General features: G+C 66.1%; 15 protein-coding genes. 10 read left to right on the forward strand and 5 right to left on the reverse strand.

The genetic code is table 11. The annotated features are described in order from the left end of the window. Positions 1-31: 31 nt before the first annotated feature. The gene (locus QX126_RS07280) at positions 32-1,663 is read right to left on the reverse strand and encodes a CTP synthase (protein WP_315775009.1); all 1,632 of its coding nucleotides are present in this window, start codon (positions 1,661-1,663) and stop codon (positions 32-34) included. A 167-nt stretch (positions 1,664-1,830) separates the two neighbouring features. Then, positions 1,831-2,214 carry a preprotein translocase subunit SecG gene (gene secG, locus QX126_RS07285; RefSeq protein WP_315738200.1) on the reverse strand — a complete coding sequence of 128 codons (384 nt, stop codon included), beginning with the start codon at positions 2,212-2,214 and terminating at the stop codon, positions 1,831-1,833. Between the two features lie 210 nt (positions 2,215-2,424). On the opposite strand from secG, the gene QX126_RS07290 reads away from it, so the two are divergent. Beyond that, positions 2,425-2,991 (forward strand): XRE family transcriptional regulator, encoded by a 567-nt coding sequence (locus QX126_RS07290; RefSeq protein WP_315756702.1) that lies wholly within the window; start codon positions 2,425-2,427, stop codon positions 2,989-2,991. A 2-nt stretch (positions 2,992-2,993) separates the two neighbouring features. Then, a complete protein-coding gene (locus QX126_RS07295; protein WP_315780168.1) occupies positions 2,994-3,521 on the forward strand; it encodes a GNAT family N-acetyltransferase in 528 nt (175 codons plus the stop codon). Positions 3,522-3,548: 27 nt separating this feature from the next. On the opposite strand, the gene tpiA is transcribed toward QX126_RS07295, so the two are convergent. Further along, complete coding sequence (gene tpiA / locus QX126_RS07300; protein ID WP_315775013.1) at positions 3,549-4,304, reverse strand: triose-phosphate isomerase; 756 nt, start codon at positions 4,302-4,304, stop codon at positions 3,549-3,551. A gap of 222 nt (positions 4,305-4,526) precedes the next feature. Here tpiA and QX126_RS07305 point away from each other — a divergent pair, with 222 nt between their 5' ends. The 5 genes from QX126_RS07305 (at position 4,527) to QX126_RS07325 (ending at position 11,669) form a co-directional block, all read left to right on the forward strand. Then, positions 4,527-6,440 (forward strand): peptidylprolyl isomerase, encoded by a 1,914-nt coding sequence (locus QX126_RS07305; protein ID WP_315780170.1) that lies wholly within the window; start codon positions 4,527-4,529, stop codon positions 6,438-6,440. A 20-nt stretch (positions 6,441-6,460) separates the two neighbouring features. Then, complete coding sequence (trpD, locus tag QX126_RS07310; RefSeq protein WP_315780172.1) at positions 6,461-7,474, forward strand: anthranilate phosphoribosyltransferase; 1,014 nt, start codon at positions 6,461-6,463, stop codon at positions 7,472-7,474. Between the two features lie 15 nt (positions 7,475-7,489). After that, a complete protein-coding gene (trpC, locus tag QX126_RS07315; RefSeq protein WP_315780174.1) occupies positions 7,490-8,308 on the forward strand; it encodes an indole-3-glycerol phosphate synthase TrpC in 819 nt (272 codons plus the stop codon). A gap of 2 nt (positions 8,309-8,310) precedes the next feature. After that, on the forward strand, positions 8,311-8,805 hold the full coding sequence (moaC, locus tag QX126_RS07320) for a cyclic pyranopterin monophosphate synthase MoaC (RefSeq protein WP_315738207.1): 495 nt from the start codon (positions 8,311-8,313) through the stop codon (positions 8,803-8,805). Between the two features lie 152 nt (positions 8,806-8,957). Beyond that, positions 8,958-11,669: an EAL domain-containing protein gene (locus tag QX126_RS07325; protein WP_315780175.1), complete on the forward strand. Its 2,712-nt coding sequence runs from the start codon at positions 8,958-8,960 to the stop codon at positions 11,667-11,669. Positions 11,670-11,919: 250 nt separating this feature from the next. Here the strand turns inward: QX126_RS07325 and QX126_RS07330 are convergent, their stop codons facing one another. After that, on the reverse strand, positions 11,920-13,254 hold the full coding sequence (locus QX126_RS07330; RefSeq protein ID WP_315738209.1) for a S41 family peptidase: 1,335 nt from the start codon (positions 13,252-13,254) through the stop codon (positions 11,920-11,922). A gap of 420 nt (positions 13,255-13,674) precedes the next feature. Between QX126_RS07330 and QX126_RS07335 the strand changes: the two genes are divergently transcribed. The 3 genes from QX126_RS07335 to QX126_RS07345 all read left to right on the forward strand — a co-directional run bounded on the left by QX126_RS07335 (position 13,675) and on the right by QX126_RS07345 (position 16,889). Then, positions 13,675-14,811 carry an alpha-hydroxy acid oxidase gene (locus tag QX126_RS07335; protein ID WP_315780177.1) on the forward strand — a complete coding sequence of 379 codons (1,137 nt, stop codon included), beginning with the start codon at positions 13,675-13,677 and terminating at the stop codon, positions 14,809-14,811. 45 nt (positions 14,812-14,856) lie between these two features. After that, the gene (locus QX126_RS07340; RefSeq protein WP_315780179.1) at positions 14,857-15,486 is read left to right on the forward strand and encodes an HAD family phosphatase; all 630 of its coding nucleotides are present in this window, start codon (positions 14,857-14,859) and stop codon (positions 15,484-15,486) included. Between the two features lie 743 nt (positions 15,487-16,229). Next, positions 16,230-16,889, forward strand: a complete 660-nt coding sequence (locus tag QX126_RS07345; RefSeq protein WP_315738318.1) for a hypothetical protein — start codon at positions 16,230-16,232, stop codon at positions 16,887-16,889. Between the two features lie 26 nt (positions 16,890-16,915). Here QX126_RS07345 and QX126_RS07350 read toward each other — a convergent pair whose 3' ends face one another. Beyond that, positions 16,916-17,905, reverse strand: coding sequence for an alpha/beta hydrolase (locus QX126_RS07350; protein WP_315780181.1), 990 nt, complete (start codon positions 17,903-17,905; stop codon positions 16,916-16,918). Positions 17,906-17,908 lie beyond the last annotated feature (3 nt).

Consider the following 17,908-nt stretch of genomic DNA (forward strand, 5'->3'; position numbering starts at 1 on the left):
CAATATTCGGCCACACCGTCAAAGACGGTCGTCAGACCAGCCGCGACTGCACCATCGCCGCCTGGATGAAGGACGCGAACAAGGGATGCGGCTCGAACGGGCGCGACTTCAGCTCGGGATGGAATTGCACGCCAATGAACCAGGGATGGTCCTCGTATTCCACGATCTCCGGCAGCACGCCGTCCGGCGACAGGCCGGAGAACTTCAGACCGTGCTGCTCGAGCCTGTCCTTGTAGGCGGTGTTGACCTCGTAGCGGTGGCGATGGCGCTCGGAGATCTCGGTGGCGCCGCCATAGACCTCGGAGACGCGGCTGCCGCGCTTGAGCGCCGCAGGATAGGCGCCGAGCCGCATCGTGCCGCCCAGATCGCCGCTCTTGGAGCGCTTCTCCAGCTCGTTGCCGCGCAGCCATTCCGTCATCAGGCCGACGAGCGGCTCCGGCGTCGGACCGAACTCGGTCGAGTTGGCCTCTGTGATGCCGACGAGATTGCGCGCCGCCTCGATCACCGCCATCTGCATGCCGAAGCAGATGCCGAAATACGGCACGTCACGCTCCCGCGCGAACCGCGCCGCGCGGATCTTGCCCTCGGCGCCGCGCTGGCCGAAGCCGCCGGGCACCAGGATGCCGTTGACGTGCTCGAGGAATGGCGCCGGGTCTTCGTTCTCGAACACCTCGCTCTCGATCCAGTCGAGCTTGACGCGGACCTTGTTGGCGATCCCGCCGTGAGAGAGCGCCTCGATCAGCGACTTATAGGCATCCTTCATGCCAGTGTACTTGCCGACGATCGCGATCGTCACGTCACCTTCGGGATTGCGGACGCGTTCGTTGATCGTGTGCCAGCTCGCCAGCGCCGGCGGCACCCGCGGCTCGATGCCGAACGCGGCCAGCACCTCGTCGTCGAGGCCGGCGGCATGATAGGCCTCCGGCACGGCATAGATGTTGTCGACGTCACGCGCCTCGATGACGGCGCTTTCACGCACGTTGCAGAACAGGCCGAGCTTGCGCCGCTCCTCCTTCGGGATCGGACGGTCGGTGCGGCACAGCAGAATGTCCGGCTGGATGCCGATCGAGCGCAGCTCCTTCACCGAATGCTGCGTCGGCTTGGTCTTCAACTCGCCGGCGCTCGGAATGTAAGGCAGCAGCGTGAGATGGATGTAGATCGCGTGATGGCGCGGCAGCTCGTTGCCGAGCTGCCGGATCGCCTCGAAGAACGGCAGGCCCTCGATGTCGCCGACGGTGCCGCCGATCTCGACCAGCACGAAATCGTACTCGTCATTCCCGGACAGGACGAAATCCTTGATCGCATTCGTCACGTGCGGGACGACCTGGATGGTCGCGCCGAGATAGTCGCCGCGCCGCTCCTTGGTCAGGATGTCCTGGTAGATCCGGCCCGTGGTGATGTTGTCGGCCTTGGTCGCCGGACGGCCGGTGAAGCGTTCATAGTGGCCGAGATCGAGATCGGTCTCGGCACCGTCGTCGGTCACGAACACTTCGCCGTGCTGATACGGCGACATCGTGCCGGGATCGAGGTTGAGATAGGGGTCGAGCTTGCGAAGCCGGACCTTGTAGCCGCGGGCCTGCAGCAGCGCGCCTAACGCGGCTGAAGCCAGACCCTTTCCGAGCGAGGAAACCACGCCGCCGGTGATGAAGATGTACCGCGCCATGGGACCCTACCTTTAATGCCGCGCGCTCGATTCGCCAAAACGAATCGCTTGCAGCCCGCAACGCTGTCGCGGGCCTGTGGGTTACTTCAAAATATTAATGGTCTCAGGTACTTGAGACCGCCTCATGACGCAGGACGCCAATTGCGTTCCTGCATGGCTTGCCCGCGTTATTGCGACTGCGGGGCCTGCGGCGCAGCCGGAGCCGCGGGTGCCTGCTGCTCGTCGGCCTTCTTGAGCTGGTCGAGCACGCCGCCCGCGGTCGGCGCCACTGGGGTCGCTCCGCCTGACTGGGTCTGCCCCGGCAGGTTGTTGAGAATCGAGGTCGGCTTGCGATCCAGACCCGCGAGCCAAGTCAGCGCCAGGCTGGTGAGGAAGAAGAGGAGTGCCAGGATCGCGGTCGTGCGCGTTAGCAGGTTGGCCGTGCCGCGGCTCGACATGAAACCGGCGCCGCCGCCCATGCCAAGGCCACCGCCCTCGGATTTCTGCAACAGCACCGTACCGATCAGGACGGCGACAATCATGAGGTGGATGACGATCAAGACAGTCTGCATGGTGACCTTCCGTCACAAGCCCTCGCAGGCCCCGACCGGGGGCCGGGATCGCGAGAGCTTCGCGGGCTATTCGGAAATTTGCGCGGTGTTACACGATCATGTCGAGCAACGCCACCCCGCAGATAATCCCAACCGCGCTTCGCACAAGCGCCGACGTCGCCCTCCGGGTCGACACTTGCCGGCCGCTTCAATATCCATTATTAGAGACGAATGGATCAAATAGTAGACGACTTCAGCCAGAGGCTCGCCCGTCGCCTGCTGCTGGAACGGGACGGCCGTGGGTGGTCGCTGGCCGACCTCGCCGAACGCTCTGGCGTGTCGAAGGCGACCATCAGCAAGATCGAGCGTGCCGAAGTCAGCCCGACCGCGGTGATCCTGGTTAAGCTCGCAAGCGCTTTCGATCTCACGCTGGCCGGCTTGATGCTCCGCGCCGAAGCCCAGTCGGAGCGCCTGTCCAAGGCCGCCGAGCAGCCGGTCTGGCGCGATCCGGACACGGGCTATGTCAGGCGCCAGGTCTTTCTCAGGCCGGATCATCCGATCGAATTGGTGACCGTCGAGATGCCGGCGCACCGCAGCGTGACCTTGCCGGCCTCCTCCTACATCCACATCCGCCAGCTCCTCTGGGTTCAGAGCGGGCAATTGACCATCACGGAAGGCGCGGAACGCCACGTGCTCGGGCCGGGCGACTGCCTCGGCTTCGGCCCACCGATCGACACCACCTTTGCCAATGAGACCGACGCGCCCTGCGTCTACGTCGTCGCCCTTGCCAGGAGTTGAGAATGTCCCCGCCCCGAATCGCGGCCCTGTCCGATACACCGGCAATCCGGGCTGCGCTTCGCGCAATGCTGATCGAAACGGTCGCCCATGGTGGCTCGGTCAGCTTCATGCACCCGCTTCGCGAGGCGGATGCCGACGCGTTCTGGCGGGAATCGCTGTCGGCCGCGGCGCGCGGCGAACGAGCCGTTCTTGGCGCCTTCGATGGAGAGGATGTGATCGCGACCGTGACGCTGCAGCTGAAGCTGCCGCCAAACCAGCCGCACCGCGCCGAGATCGCAAAGATGATGACGCGCATCAGCCACCGCAAACGCGGAATCGCGACCGCGCTGCTGACCGCGGCCGAAAACCTCGCCCGCACGCATGGGCGGACGGTGCTGGTCCTCGATACCGCCGAGGATGGGGGCGCCTCACGGCTCTATGAAAGCGTCGGCTTCCAGCTGAGCGGAACCATTCCGGACTATGCCTTGAAGCCGCATGGCGGCCTCACCGGCACAAAGATCTATTGGAAGCGAATCGAACAGGCGGACTGAGGCGCGCGCTTTCGCTCACATCGCTTCTCAACAGCCCTTCGCAATGGCGAGAAAGTCTGAGGCTTTCAGGCTGGCGCCGCCGACCAGCGCGCCGTTGACATTCGCGACCGCCATCAGCTCGGCCGCATTGGAGGGCTTCACCGAGCCGCCATAGAGGATGCGCGTCCGCGCTCCCTCCTGCTTGAAGCGATCGATCAGCAGCTCTCTGATAAAGGCATGAATCTGCTCGACATCCTTGGCGGTCGGGGTCAGGCCGGTGCCGATCGCCCAGACCGGCTCATAGGCCACGACCAGGTTGTCGGCCCGTGAGCCCTGCGGCAGACTGAGGTTGAGCTGGCCGCGCAGGATGTCGAGCGTCTGCCCGGCATCGCGCTGCTGCTGGGTTTCGCCGACGCAAACGATCGCGACCAGTCCGGCGCGCCACACCGCCTCGGTCTTCTGGTGCACCACAACATCGGTTTCGCCATGATCGGCGCGCCGTTCGGAATGGCCGACGATGATGGCGCTGGCGCCGGCATCGGCCAGCATCTCCGCCGAGATGTCCCCGGTATGGGCTCCCGACGCCTTGGGGTGGCAATCCTGAGCCCCGACCGCGATCGCGTGGGTGCCGCGTGCCCTCTCGGCGAAGCCTGCCACCAGAGTGGCGGGCGGACAGACCAGCAGATCGGCCTTGCCGGTGACCTCGGCGGCTCCGGCCAGCATGGCGTCGAACTCGGCGGTCGAGGCCTTCAGGCCGTTCATTTTCCAGTTGCCGGCGATCAGCGGCCGGATGCGGTCGGTCATGGCGGGATTCCAGCAAATGTTGTGACGGACATCGGCTAGCAGAGCCCTTCGACGAGCACCAGAGCGGGAGCCGTCTTCCCACCGCTTCAATCGGCCTCAGGGCCGAGGTTGCGACCGGGCGGCGGCCTCTCTATAAGCCGTTTCAACTCGGTGACGGCCTTTTGCGGAATCTGCTTTAAGGCGCGGCCTCTTCATCCTTTTTCCTGCAGACAGACTGGACCCATGCTTCGAGGATTACGCAAGGCCTCATCAAACTGGCTCGGCAAGACCATCATGGCGGTGGTCATGGGCGTTTTGATCGTCAGTTTCGGCATCTGGGGCATCGCCGACATCTTCCGCGGCTTCGGGCAGTCGACGGCTGCAACCGTGGGACGCACGGAGATCTCGGTCAACGAGTTCCGGCAGATCTATACCGACCGGCTGCAGCAGATCGGCCGCCAGCTCGGCCGTCCGCTGACCACCGAGCAAGCCCGCATGTTCGGGCTCGACCGCTCCGTTCTGCAGCAGACGATTGCGGAAGCCGCCCTCGACGAGCAGGCCCGCCGTCTCGGTCTCGCCCAGTCCGATGCGGAGACCATGCGGGTGATCCTCAGCGATCCCAACTTCAAGGGCCCGAACGGGGCGTTCGACCCGCAGCGTTTCCAGGCCATCATCCGCAATTTCGGCTTCACCGAGCAGCGCTATCTGGCTGACCAACGCCGACAGTCGCTGCGGCGGCAGATCACCGGCACGATCACGGCCGGGCTGGAGCCGTCCAACACGATGCTCGAGGCGCTCGGCCGCTTCCAGAACGAGCAGCGCTCGATCGATTACATCAAGCTCGACGCGGCGCAGGCCGGCACCATCGATGCGCCCTCGCCCGAGGTTCTCGCGTCCTATTTCGAAGAGCACAAAGCCCAGTTCAAGGCGCCGGAATATCGCAAGATCTCCTTCGTCGTGGTGACGCCCGAAGAAATCGGCAAGTGGACCGACGTATCTGACGAGGACGCCAGGAAGCTGTTCGACCAGCGCAAGGCGCTGATGGGCACGCCGGAGAAGCGCCAAGTCCAGCAGATGACCTTCTCCACCATGGAGGAGGCACAAGCGGCGCGCGCCCGGATCGCCGCGGGTGAAGTCACGTTCGACGAGCTCGCCAAGGAGCGCAACCTCAACCCAGCCGATCTCGATCTCGGTCTGGTGACGAAATCGGCGATTCTCGACCCTGTCGTTGCCGATACCGCCTTCTCGCTGCCGACCGGCGAGGTCAGCCAGCCGGTCAAAGGCGCGTTCAACGTGGCGCTGGTCAAGGTCAGCGCGATTCAGCCGGGCCAACAGCCAGAATATGAGAGCGTCGCTGCCGACATCAAGAAAGAGATCGCAGCCGACCGCGCCAAGTCGCAAGTCGCCAATCTTCGCGACAAGATGGAAGACGAGCGCGGCGGTGGCGCCAGCGTGTCAGAGGCCGCCAAGAAGCTCGGTCTCAATGCCGTCACGCTCGAAGCGGTCGACAGGTCCGGCAAGCAACCCAACGGCCAGCCCGTTTCGAACATCCCGCTTGGCCTGGATGTCGTTGCGCAGGCCTTCAACAGCGACGTCGGTGTCGACAACGAGCCGATCTCGTTCCGCGGCGGCTCTGTCTGGTTCGAGGTTCTCGGCATCACCCCGCCGCGCGATCGCCCCCTCGACGAGGTCAAGGATCAGGTCGCCGCGCGCTGGCGCGACGACGAGGTCGCAGCCAAGCTGCGCGCGAAGGCCACCGAACTGGTCAAGAAGCTCAACGAGGGCGGCAAGCTCGCCGACGAGGCGGCATCGCTCGGCGTGAAGGTCGAGACGGCCAGCGCGTTCAAGCGCGACGCCTCGGTTCCCGGCGTCCCCACCGGAGCGATCACCGCCGCATTCCGCACGGCGAAGGACGGCGTCGGCCAGACCGAGGCTGATGGCGGCCGGCAGTGGATTGTGTTCCGTGTCACCGACATCATCGAGCCGAAGGTCGACCTCGCGTCCGAAGACACCAAGAAGCTGAAGGACCAGTTGCAGCGCGCGCTCGCCGACGAGCAAGGCACGGCCTATGTCATGAAGCTCGAGAAGGACATCGGGACGACGATCAACGAGGCTGCCGTGGCCCAGGTGGTCGGCGGCGGCAGCAGCAACCAATGACGGATCGCTAGGGGCACGCGATGGACGATCTCAAGTCGATCATTGGCAAGGTGGCGACCGGCGCGCCGCTGTCCCGCGAGGAGGCGGCGTCCGCCTTTGACAGCATGATGTCGGGCGAGGCGACGCCGTCGCAGATGGGCGCGCTGCTGATGGCGCTGCGCGTGCGCGGCGAGACGGTCGAGGAGATCACCGGCGCTGTCAGCGTGATGCGGGCGAAGATGCTGCGCGTCGACGCGCCGGCGAGCGCGGTCGACATCGTCGGCACCGGCGGTGACGGCTCCGGCTCGGTCAACGTCTCGACCTGCGCCTCCTTCATCGTGGCCGGCGCCGGCGTGCCGGTCGCCAAGCACGGCAACCGCGCGCTGTCGTCGCGCTCGGGCGCGGCCGACGTGCTCGCCGCGCTCGGCGTCAAGATCGATCTGAAGCCCGACCAGGTCGGGCGCTGCGTGCGTGAGGCCGGCATCGGCTTCATGTTCGCGCCCGCGCATCATCCGGCGATGAAGAACGTCGGTCCAACCCGGGTCGAGCTCGCCACACGCACGATCTTCAATCTGCTCGGTCCCCTGTCCAATCCGGCCGGCGTCAGGCGCCAGATGGTCGGCGTGTTCTCGCGGCAATGGGTGGAGCCGTTGGCACAGGTGCTGAAGAATCTTGGCTCGGAATCCGCCTGGGTCGTGCACGGCTCCGACGGGCTCGACGAAATCACCTTGACCGGCCCGACCTTCGTCGCCGCCTTGGAGAACGGCCATATCCGTACCTTCGAGGTCTCGCCCGAGGAGGCCGGGCTCGGCCTGTGCGGCAGCGATGGTCTGAAGGGCGGTGACGCGGCGGCCAACGCCGTGGCGCTGCAGAGTGTGCTCGATGGCCTGCCGAGTCCCTATCGCGATGTGGCCCTGCTGAACGCCGCGGCGGCGCTGGTCGTTTCCGGCCGCGCCAAGACGCTGAAGGAAGGCGTCGCAATCGGCCGGGATTCGCTCGACAGCGGCGCCGCAGCAGCGCGGCTGAAGCAGCTGATCGACGTCTCGAACGACTGATCTGCGGAGCGCGCCATGTCGGATATCCTGGCCAAGATCGAAGCCTATAAGCGCGAGGAGATCGCGGCCGCCAAGCGGGCGTGCCCGCTGTCGGATCTCGAGGCGCGAGCGCGTGATGCCTCAGCGCCGCGCGGCTTCGTCGCGGCGATCCGAGCCAAGCATGCGAACGGCGACTACGCGCTGATCGCGGAGGTGAAGAAGGCTTCACCGTCGAAGGGGTTGATCCGCGCCGATTTCGATCCGCCTGTTCTCGCCAGGGCCTATGAGGCCGGCGGCGCGGCCTGCCTCTCGGTGCTGACCGACACGCCGTCGTTCCAGGGCCATCTGGACTTCATGGTCGCCGCACGCGCCGCGACCGCCCTGCCCGTGCTGCGCAAGGACTTCATGTTCGACACCTATCAGGTGGTCGAGGCTCGCGCTCATGGCGCCGACTGCATCCTGATCATCATGGCCGCGCTCGACGACGCCGCGGCTGCGGAGATCGAGGCCGCCGCGCTCGCCCACGGCATGGATGTGCTGATCGAGATCCATGATCGCGCCGAGCTCGATCGCGCGCTGAAGCTGCGCTCGCCGATGATCGGCATCAACAACCGCAACCTGCGCACCTTCGAGACCACGCTGGCGACCTCCGAGACGCTGGCGCCGCTGGTCCCGAAGGAGCGTCTGCTGGTCGGCGAGAGCGGCATCTTCACGCCCGGCGATCTCGCGCGCCTGGCGCGCGTCGGCATCCAGACCTTCCTGGTCGGCGAGAGCCTGATGCGGCAGGCGGACGTCACGGTGGCGACCCGCGCGTTGCTCGCGCGCGATGCCGCCTCCGCCAGCGCGGCTGAGTGACCATGTCCGACAAGTCACCCGGCGCTCCCGCCCTCACCCACATCGATGCTCGTGGCGAGGCCCGCATGGTCGACGTGTCGGACAAGGCTGCAACGGAGCGCACGGCAACAGCCGAAGGCCGCGTGGTGATGAGTCCCGCGACGCTCGAGCTCATCATCTCCGGCAACGCCAAGAAGGGCGACGTACTCGGCACGGCCCGCATTGCCGGCATCATGGCCGCCAAGCGCACATCCGAGCTCATTCCGCTGTGCCACCCGCTGGCGCTCTCCAAGGTCACCGTCGACATCACCCCCGACGCTGCGCTGCCCGGCTGCATCGTCAGTGCAACCGTCAAGGTCACCGGGCCGACCGGCGTCGAGATGGAAGCCCTGACGGCCGTGTCCGTCACCTGCCTGACGATCTACGACATGATCAAGGCCGCCGAGCGCGGCGTGCGCATCGAAGGTATCCGTTTGACCGAGAAGATCGGCGGCAAGTCCGGGCATTATCGCGCCTGAAGGTATTGGAAAACCAAATACAACTTCGAATTAATTGTTCGCTAACTCAACTTCCTAACCTCACTTCCATAGCGGGCCTATAGCAATGGTTGTGGGAGGGACATCGTAGCGGTTCCATCCCGAAGCGCCTATCGCAAGCGTATTCAGGACCGATGACGACCAACGCTAGTCCACGGAATGCCCTCAGAGCTTCGACCGACCGCGGTGGACCGATCCGCTGGCTGGTCGGCGGAGGCCTCGTGCTGATTGCAGCCATCGCGATCGGCACGACCATCATGGCCGACAGTTTCCGGGAACGCGCGCTGAACAGCGCGACGCGCGAGCTGGAGAACACCGTCCTTCTACTGGCGCGTCATTTCGATCAGCAGATGGAGGATCTCGGCGCGATCCAGCGCGATCTCGCCAACTACGTCCGACAGAACCATATCGACACCGGCGCCCGCTTCAAGGAGCAGATGGGAAGCGCCGCCGTCAATGCCATGCTGAAGGACAAGCTGAGCGCGGTGACCTATGTCGGCGGTCTGAACATCTTCGACTCCGACGGCAACCTGATCAACTCCGGAGCGACCTGGCCGGTGCCGCCCGTCAATATTGCCGATCGCACCTTTTTCAAGCGGCTGAAAGCCGATCCGACCGCGCCGCAATTGCTGATCGAACCGGTCGTGGGCCGGATCACCGGCACATATGTCGCGGTCATCGCCCTGAAGCTGACCAGTCCCAACGGCGAGTTCCTGGGCATCATCGGCCGCAGCCTCGAACCCATCAATGTCGAGCGGTTCTTCGCCTCCGTCGCGCTCGGGCCCGACGCGGCGATCTCGATGATGCATCGCGACGGAACCCTTCTGGCCCGCCATCCACGCCACGAGGGCATGCAGAACCAGAACTACAAGAGCGCGCCGATCTTCCGCCAGATCCTGGCCGGCGATGGCAACACCACGGGCATTTTCAGCAGCCCCGTCGACGGCGAGCACCGCATCGGCGCGTCGCACCGGCTGACGAGCTATCCCTTGATCGTGACCGCGACGACGACGGTCTCGGCGGCGCTCGCCGACTGGCGCGAGCAGATGCGCTTCCTGATCGCCGTCGGCGTGACCTCGGTGCTGCTGATCGCCGGCATGCTCTACGTCGTGGTGCGCCGGTTGATCAGCGACCACGACGCCTCCAGCCGCCGCTTGACGCTGGAGAAGGAACGGCTCGACAAGGCCGTCAACAACATGACCCAGGGCCTCCTGCTGTTCGACGCATCGGAGCGCCTGGTCATCAGCAACCAGCGCTACGTCGACATGTACGGCCTGTCTGCCGACGTCGTGAAACCAGGCTGCACGTTCCGCGAGTTGATCGCGCACCGCAAGGCGACCGGCTCGCTCGCGGGCGACGACGGCGAATATGCCGATGCGGTGCTGCGCGACATCGGCCGCAAGACCTCGCAGATCATCGAGACCACGGACGGTCGCTGGATCCAGATCGTCAACGAGCCGATCGCGGGCGGCGGCTGGCTCGCCACCCACGAGGACATTACCGAGCGCAAACGGTCCGAGGAGCAGATCACGCATCTGGCGCACTATGATGCCCTGACGGATCTGCCGAACCGCACCCTGTTTCACGAGCGCCTCAAGGAGGAGCTGACCGGCGTCCTCCAAGGCCGGCGCCTCGCGCTGCACTACATCGACATCGACGAGTTCAAGGGCGTCAACGATTCGCTCGGCCACCTCGTCGGCGACGAGCTGTTGAAATCCGTCGCGGCGAGCCTGAGCACCTGTGTCGGCACCACGGGATTCGTCGCCCGCCTCGGCGGCGACGAGTTCGCCGTGGTTCAGACGGCCATCCGCAACCGCGAGGACGTCGAACAGCTGATCGAGGATATTCTCAGCGCGATCCGCGCCCCGCGCTACTGCCTCGGCCATCAGCTCACCGCCGACGCCTCGATCGGCGTGGCGCTGATCCCCGAGCACGGCACCGATCTCGACCAGATCATGAAGAATGCCGATCTGGCGATGTACGCCGCCAAGGCCGCGGGACGGCGCACCTGGCGCTTCTTCGAGCCCGAGATGGACGCCCAGGTCAAGGCGCGCCACCAGCTCGAGGTCGACCTGCGCCAGGCCATCGCCGACGATCGGCTCGAGGTCTACTACCAGCCTTGTCTGAGCCTGCAGGACGACCGCATCGTCGGCTGCGAGGCGCTGGTGCGCTGGAAGCATCCGACCCGCGGCACCGTCTCGCCGGCCGAGTTCATTCCGATCGCCGAGGACACGGGCCTCATCAACCTGCTCGGCGAACGCGTCCTTCAGGTCGCCTGTACCGAGGCTGTGAGCTGGCCGGACGACATCCGGCTCGCCGTCAACGTCTCGCCGGTGCAGTTCAAGAGCGGCACCCTGGCGCTCAAGGTCGCGAATGCGCTTGCGACCTCCGGCCTGCCGCCGCATCGGCTGGAGCTCGAGATCACGGAAGCGGTGCTGATCCGCGACGACGACGCGCTCGACACCCTGCACCAGTTGCGCGCGCTCGGCGTCCGTATCGCGCTCGACGATTTCGGCACCGGCTATTCGAGCCTCAGCTACCTCCAGCGCATTCCGTTCGACAAGATCAAGATCGACCGCTGCTTCGTCCAGGACATCACCGAGAGTGAGGGCTCCGCGGCGATCGTCCAGGCCGTGGTCAACATCGCCGCCATCCGCAAGATGTCGACGACCGCCGAGGGCGTCGAGACCGAGGCGCAGCGCCAGGTGCTGAAGCGGCTCGGCTGCTCGGAGATGCAGGGCTATCTGTTCAGCCCTCCGAAGCCCGCAGCCGACGTGGGGCAATTGTTCGCCGCGCAGCGCGCCAATCCCTCAACCGGCCGCCATTCGCGCCCCAACGCCGCGTGAGCCAGTTCCGAACCGATAAATACCGTTGCAATTTGAGGCTTTTCCACAAGCCAAACTCAAACCCTACCAACCAGTCGTCCCGTCCGCCGCTTGAAGTCCACGGCTCCGCCATGATCTACGGGACACAGACGGACATACTCCGTGTCCGCTTGTACACGCTGGTCGAAAACCACGGCGGGACGGCCTCAGGGCCGCCCCGTCGGGTGTGAGCATCGAGCGTCGCAAGCCGCGCACCCGCCCACTTCGCAGATCAGTTCGGCACCGCCGCCTTGGCTCGGACGTCGGCATTCACGGTGACGCCGCGCAGCACGTTGAAGGCGGCGTGCAGCGCCTTGTCGTCCTTCTCGTCCGGCGGAACGTAGGACTGCGAGCCGGTCTGCTCGGTGCCGTCGGGCGCCGAGAGATGGCCGCGCATGCCGGCCTCACCCTTGAGATCGCCGCGATCCTTCAGCTCGTCCGGCACGTCCTGCTTGACCTCGATGTCCGGCGCGATGCCCTGCGCCTGGATCGAGCGGCCGGAGGGCGTGTAGTAGCGCGCCGTGGTCAGCGCCAGCGCGCCATTGCCGGCGCCGAGCGGAATGATGGTCTGCACGGAACCCTTGCCGAACGAGCGCGTGCCGACCAGGGTTGCACGCTTGTGATCGTGCAGCGCGCCCGCCACGATCTCCGACGCCGAGGCCGAGCCGCCATTGATCAGCACCACGAGCGGCTTGCCCTTGGTGAGATCGCCGCCGCGTGCGGTGAAGCGCTGCGTCTCCTCAGGATTGCGGCCGCGGGTCGAAACCACCTCGCCTCGCGAGAGGAACGTGCTGGAGACCGACACCGCCTGATCGAGCAGGCCGCCCGGATTGTTGCGCAGGTCGACCACATAGCCGGCGAGCTTCTCCTGCGGAATGTCCTTGGAGATGCTGGCGACGGCCTTGCGCAGGCTCTCGGTGGTCTGCTCGTTGAAGGATGTGATGCGGATATAACCGATGTCGCCGCCTTCGGTGTGATAGCGCACCGGGCGCACCTTGATGATCTCGCGCGTCAGCGTAACGTCGAGCGGTGCGTCCTTGCCCTTGCGCATGATGGTGAGCTTGGTCTTGGTGTTGACGCCGCCCTTCATCTTGGCGACGGCCTGCTCGAGCGTCAGCCCCTGCACCGCCTCGCCGTCGATCTTGGCGATGAGATCGCCCGAGAGAACGCCGGCCTTGGACGCGGGCGTGTCATCGATCGGCGCGACGACCTTGACCAGGCCCTCCTCCATGGTGACCTCGAGACCGAGTCCGCCGAACTCGCCGGACGTGGTCTCCTGCATGTCGCGCCAGGACTTGTCGTTCATGTAGCGCGAATGCGGATCGAGCGAGGACACCATGCCGTTGATGGCGCCTTCGATCAGCGCGGGATCGCTCGGCTTCTCGACATAGTCGGCGCGAACACGCTCGAACACCGCGCCGAACAGATTGAGCTGCGAATAGGTGTCGGCCATGCCGGCCGCGGCCTTGGCCTTCGCAACGAGTTGCGCGCCGTCGGGACCCGTGACCATCAGGGTTAGCCCGACGCCAGTCATCGTGCCCGCCAAGAACAGCCAGTTTTTCCGCATTGTTTGCTTCCCGAGCGTTTGTTGGATGGCCGGCCGATCAAATGGTCCGCACGCATCGCCGGCGCGATTTGTGTTGCGAACACACACCACATTTCCGGTTTCTTCAAGGCCGATATTGCGCCGCCGTCCCGGGGCCCGACCGCCGGCGCTCGCATCCGAAATGGACGTTCACAGGCTGAAATCAAGCTCAAGGCTGCGCCGGCGCCGGGCCCGGCTGAACATACCCCGTCTTTCACGGACACCCATGATCACAATTCGACGAGCCGTGTACCACGCCGCGATTTGATGGCCTGGGCCTGCGGGGCGCCGCTCCCTGCGCGCGCCCGGGAAGCTCGAGTTCGGAATGGCTTGCTCCCGGCCCGCTCGATGGGCAATGCTCCGCGGCAAAACCGCAAGCATGACAGTCGCTGGGAGGCAAACATGAACCAACGGACCCCGATCGAGGCCGGGTGGCGGAACGTCGAACTCGGCTCGAGCGACGAGAAGTTCCAGGACCTGCACGAGCTCATCCGCAAGGCGCGCGCCCAGCTCAACCAGAACGCCTGGGACTACATCATCGGCGGGGCCGAAACCGAGACCACGCTGCGTCGGAACCGGATGGCGCTCGACGAGATCGCGTTCCGTCCGCGCGTGCTGCGCGACGTGTCCAGGGTCGATGCCTCGGTCGAAACTTTCGGACGCAAGCTGCGCCTGCCGGTGGTCATGGCCCCGGTCGGTGCGCTCGAAATCTTCGATCCGGCAGGGGCGGCCAGCGTGGCCCGTGGGGCGGGCCGATTCGGAGCGGCGCACATGCTGAGCTCGGTGTCGGAACCCGGGCTGGAGAAGACCGCCGAGGCCGCGCCCGACGCGCTGCGAATCTTCCAGCTCTATGTCCGCGGCGACGACGCCTTCGTCGAGGACTATGTGAGCCGGGCGGTCGCCAACAGCTACACCGCGTTCTGCCTGACCGTCGACACCGCCCATTACAGCCGGCGCGAGCGCGACATCGCCAAGCGCTACGTCCGCGAAAGCCGGCTGCGCGCGACCGGCGGCGACCACCAGAAGGCGCTGAGCTGGCACACCGTCAAGCTGATCAAGGACAAGTTCAAGCTGCCGCTGATCATCAAGGGCATCGCGACCGCCGAGGACGCGCAGATTGCGGTCGATCACGGCGTCGACTGGATCTACGTCTCCAACCATGGCGGCCGCCAGCTCGACCATGGCCGCGGAGCCATGCAAGTGCTGCCGGAGATCGTCGCCGCCGTGAAGAGCCGGGCAAAGATCATGGTCGACGGCGGCTTCTGCCGCGGCACCGACATCGTCAAGGCGATCGCCTCCGGCGCCGACCTCGTCGGCATCGGCCGGCTGCAATGCTGGGCGCTCGCCGCGGCCGGCGAGGACGGCATCCTGCGCATGCTCGAGCTGCTGGAGGACGAGGTCATCCGCGCGCTCGGCCTGCTCGGCGTCACCTCGTTCGCCGAGCTCAACGGCTCCTACCTGCATCCGGCAACCGCCACCAACCAGCCGAGCGTCGTCAGCGCGTTTCCGCTGGTCGACATCGAGCCCTACCGTTATTGAGGCGGAGGCCCTTCCGTTCAACGCCAGCCATCGACGCCCCCCTCCATGCCCTCCTCCGCTCTCCGCCCCGGCGACGCCGACGCGCTGCTGTTCGATCTCGGCCGCGTCGTCATCGACATCGATTTCGTCCAGGTCGTCTCGCGCTGGGCCGCGCATGCCGGCTGCGCGCCGGAGCATCTCGCCGCGCGCTTCGTGCGCGACGAGATCTACCACGGCCATGAGCGCGGCACGGTCTCCGACGCCGACTTCTTCGCCAACCTGCGCCGGCAGCTCGGCATCGACATCACCGACGCGCAGTTTCTCGAGGGCTGGAACGCGATCTTCGTCGGTCCGATGCCCGGCATCGCCCCGCTGCTCGCACGCGCGGCGGAGAAACTGCCGCTCTATGCCTTCTCCAACACCAACCAGCCGCACATCGATCACTTCTCGCCGCGCTACGCCGACCTGCTTGGTCACTTTCGCGAGATCTTCCTGTCGTCGTCGATCGGCCTGCGAAAGCCGGATGCCGAGGCCTACGCGCATGTGGTCGATGCGATCGGCGTGCCCGCCGAGCGCATCGTATTCTTCGACGATCTCGCTGAAAACATCGACGGCGCGCGGGCCAGCGGGCTGCAGGCGGTGCTGGTGCGCTCGACGGACGACATCGCCGCGGCGCTGGAGGCGCTCGGGATCTGATCGCATCGCGCAAGGGTGCGTCATGGCCAGCGGCGTGACGTTCTGAAGGGCTGCGCTCGCAATGACGGTGCCCACTCATGCAAGATTGTTTTCGCGACACGATGTGCCCGAGCTTTGCTGCTCTCATCTCACCCTCCTCCAATCGGAGGGCGCAGGGAATGCCGGGCTGCTGGCCGCAACCCATGGCCCGCCTGCAGAAAAAAAGCAGGCGGCAGTCACCACAGGTCCAGCCGACATCCGGCATTCCCTGCGCGATGGTCTTCACGTTTATACGCGATCTCCCCGGTGCCCGGCTTGTTGGCCACCGTCGCCGTCGGGATCATCATCACCCGCCGGCTTGGCATCAGCTTCGGGATGCCAGGACCACGCGACTTCACGTCCGCGCCATGCCGTTCGTCCGCGCGCCATCAGGGCACGCTGCGACGCGTCGCGGCCACCGCATCCCGCGCTCCACGTCCGTGACGATCGCGAAGCGCCCCTCCTGTCGAGCACGGGACCAAATCAGCATAGCAGACTTTTCCGAAAAAGCGAATCCTAAATTCGACCGCCGGCAACCGCGCCATCCGGCCCGTCTCCCGCCACATCCGCTGGTCGCAGACGGCCCGACCGCCTAAGCTGTCCGCTCTGCACGCCCCGCGACCCGGAAGAACCGAATGCCCCTCGACATCATCTGTTTGCGTGATCGGCCCGACCTGATCCCGCGCGTGTTCTCGCCCGAGCTGGATGCCATCTGGCCGGAGTTCATGCGGCAGGACCGGACGGCGACGTTGTACTATGATCCGCCAGTGTTCGACCAATATGCGGACTGCGCCTACGTGGCGCTCGCCGGTGACGAGGTGGTCGGGCGCGCCTTCGCCGTCCCCTTCACCTTCGGCATCGAGGGCCGCCGCACGCTGCCGGATGCGGGCTGGGACGAGGTGATCCGCTGGGGTCACGAGGACCGCCTGCTGGGACGGCGGCCGACGACGATGAGCGCGCTGGAGATTGCGCTGCTGCCGAAGGCGCGCGTGCCCGGCAGCTCGCTCGCCATGCTCGCGGCTCTGAAAGGCTGCGCACGCGCCAAAGGTTTTGCCGAGCTGTACGCGCCGGTGCGGCCGAACCAGAAACATCTGGCGCCGCGGACGCCGATGCGCGCCTATCTCGATCAGCGGCGCGAAGACGGCCGATTGGTCGATTCCTGGCTGCGCACGCACCTCGGCATCGGTGGCGAGATCGTCAAGATCGCGCCGTGCTCGATGACCATCGTCGGCACGCTCGCCGAGTGGTCGCAATGGACCGGCGTGACCTTCGATCGCTCGGGTGAGATCGAGGTCCCCGCTGCTCTCGTGCCCGTGCTCGCGTCGGTCGAGCACGACCATGCCGCCTATGTCGAGCCGAATGTCTGGATTCGGCATCCGCTCTAACGCGGTGCAGGCCGTCCGCGCGACGATCAACGCGCCGGCACGACGCGCTCGTCCAGAAATCCGATCACCGCGTCGAACGCCTGCCGTCGATTCCGCTCCATCAGGATCATGTGCGTGCCCTGCCCGATCTCGACCAGGCGCTTGTACGGCGCGCTCACGAGACGAACGAACAGGTCGTGCGCCACGTCGAAGCGGACGTCCACATCCCATTCCGCCGAGAGCACGAGAACAGGGCAGTTGATCGTGCTGGGATCGTAGATCGGCTGGTCCACGGTCCAATGCTCGCGCACGTCCTGCACCGCGCCCGAAGGCGCGCGGATCGCGCCGGGGTACGGCGAGTCCGGATCGGTCGCGAGCGTCGCCTCCGCCCAGGACTCGAACCAGCCGTCCGGAATCAGCTTGTCCCGCGCCTGCTCCGGAGCGGCGCCGCGCCACGCAGCCTCGAACGCGCGCGGGCTGACGATCCGATAGGCGCCGAGCGGTCCGCCGGCGTCGATGCGCAGCGGCTCGCTGGACAGCCAGAGCGGCGTCACCAGGATCAGCTTCTCGAGCTTCGCGCTCGCCGCGCTCGCGAGCATGCCCGCGACGGTGGCGCCCCAGGACATGCCGAGCACGTTGGCGCGCGGGACGTCGCGATGCCGGCAGATGAAGTCCACCGCCGCGCCGAAATCGTCCACGGCGGTCCGCGCATTGACCAATGGAGATCCCTCCTCGGCCGCCCGCGACATCTCCGGCGGCCGGCTGGAGCCGCCATAGCCGCGCGCATCGACGGCCCAGACATCGTAGCCGGCCTGCGCCAGGACATCCATGAAGGAGGCGCCACCAACCGCGACGTCGAACAGGCTGGCGGATGAAAAGGTGGCGCCGTGCATCATCACCAGCGTGCGCTCGGCCGAGAACCGTTGCACGTCATGCCGGCGCTTGTTGATGAGCTGAAGCTGTACATCGGACACCGGGCCTTCGATCAGGCGGCGCTCGGAAACGATGCGCGAGGAGGACGTTGCGTTCTCGGTCATGGT

This window comes from Bradyrhizobium sp. SZCCHNPS1003, assembly GCF_032381555.1.
In the GTDB taxonomy this organism is placed as follows: Bacteria; Pseudomonadota; Alphaproteobacteria; order Rhizobiales; family Xanthobacteraceae; genus Bradyrhizobium.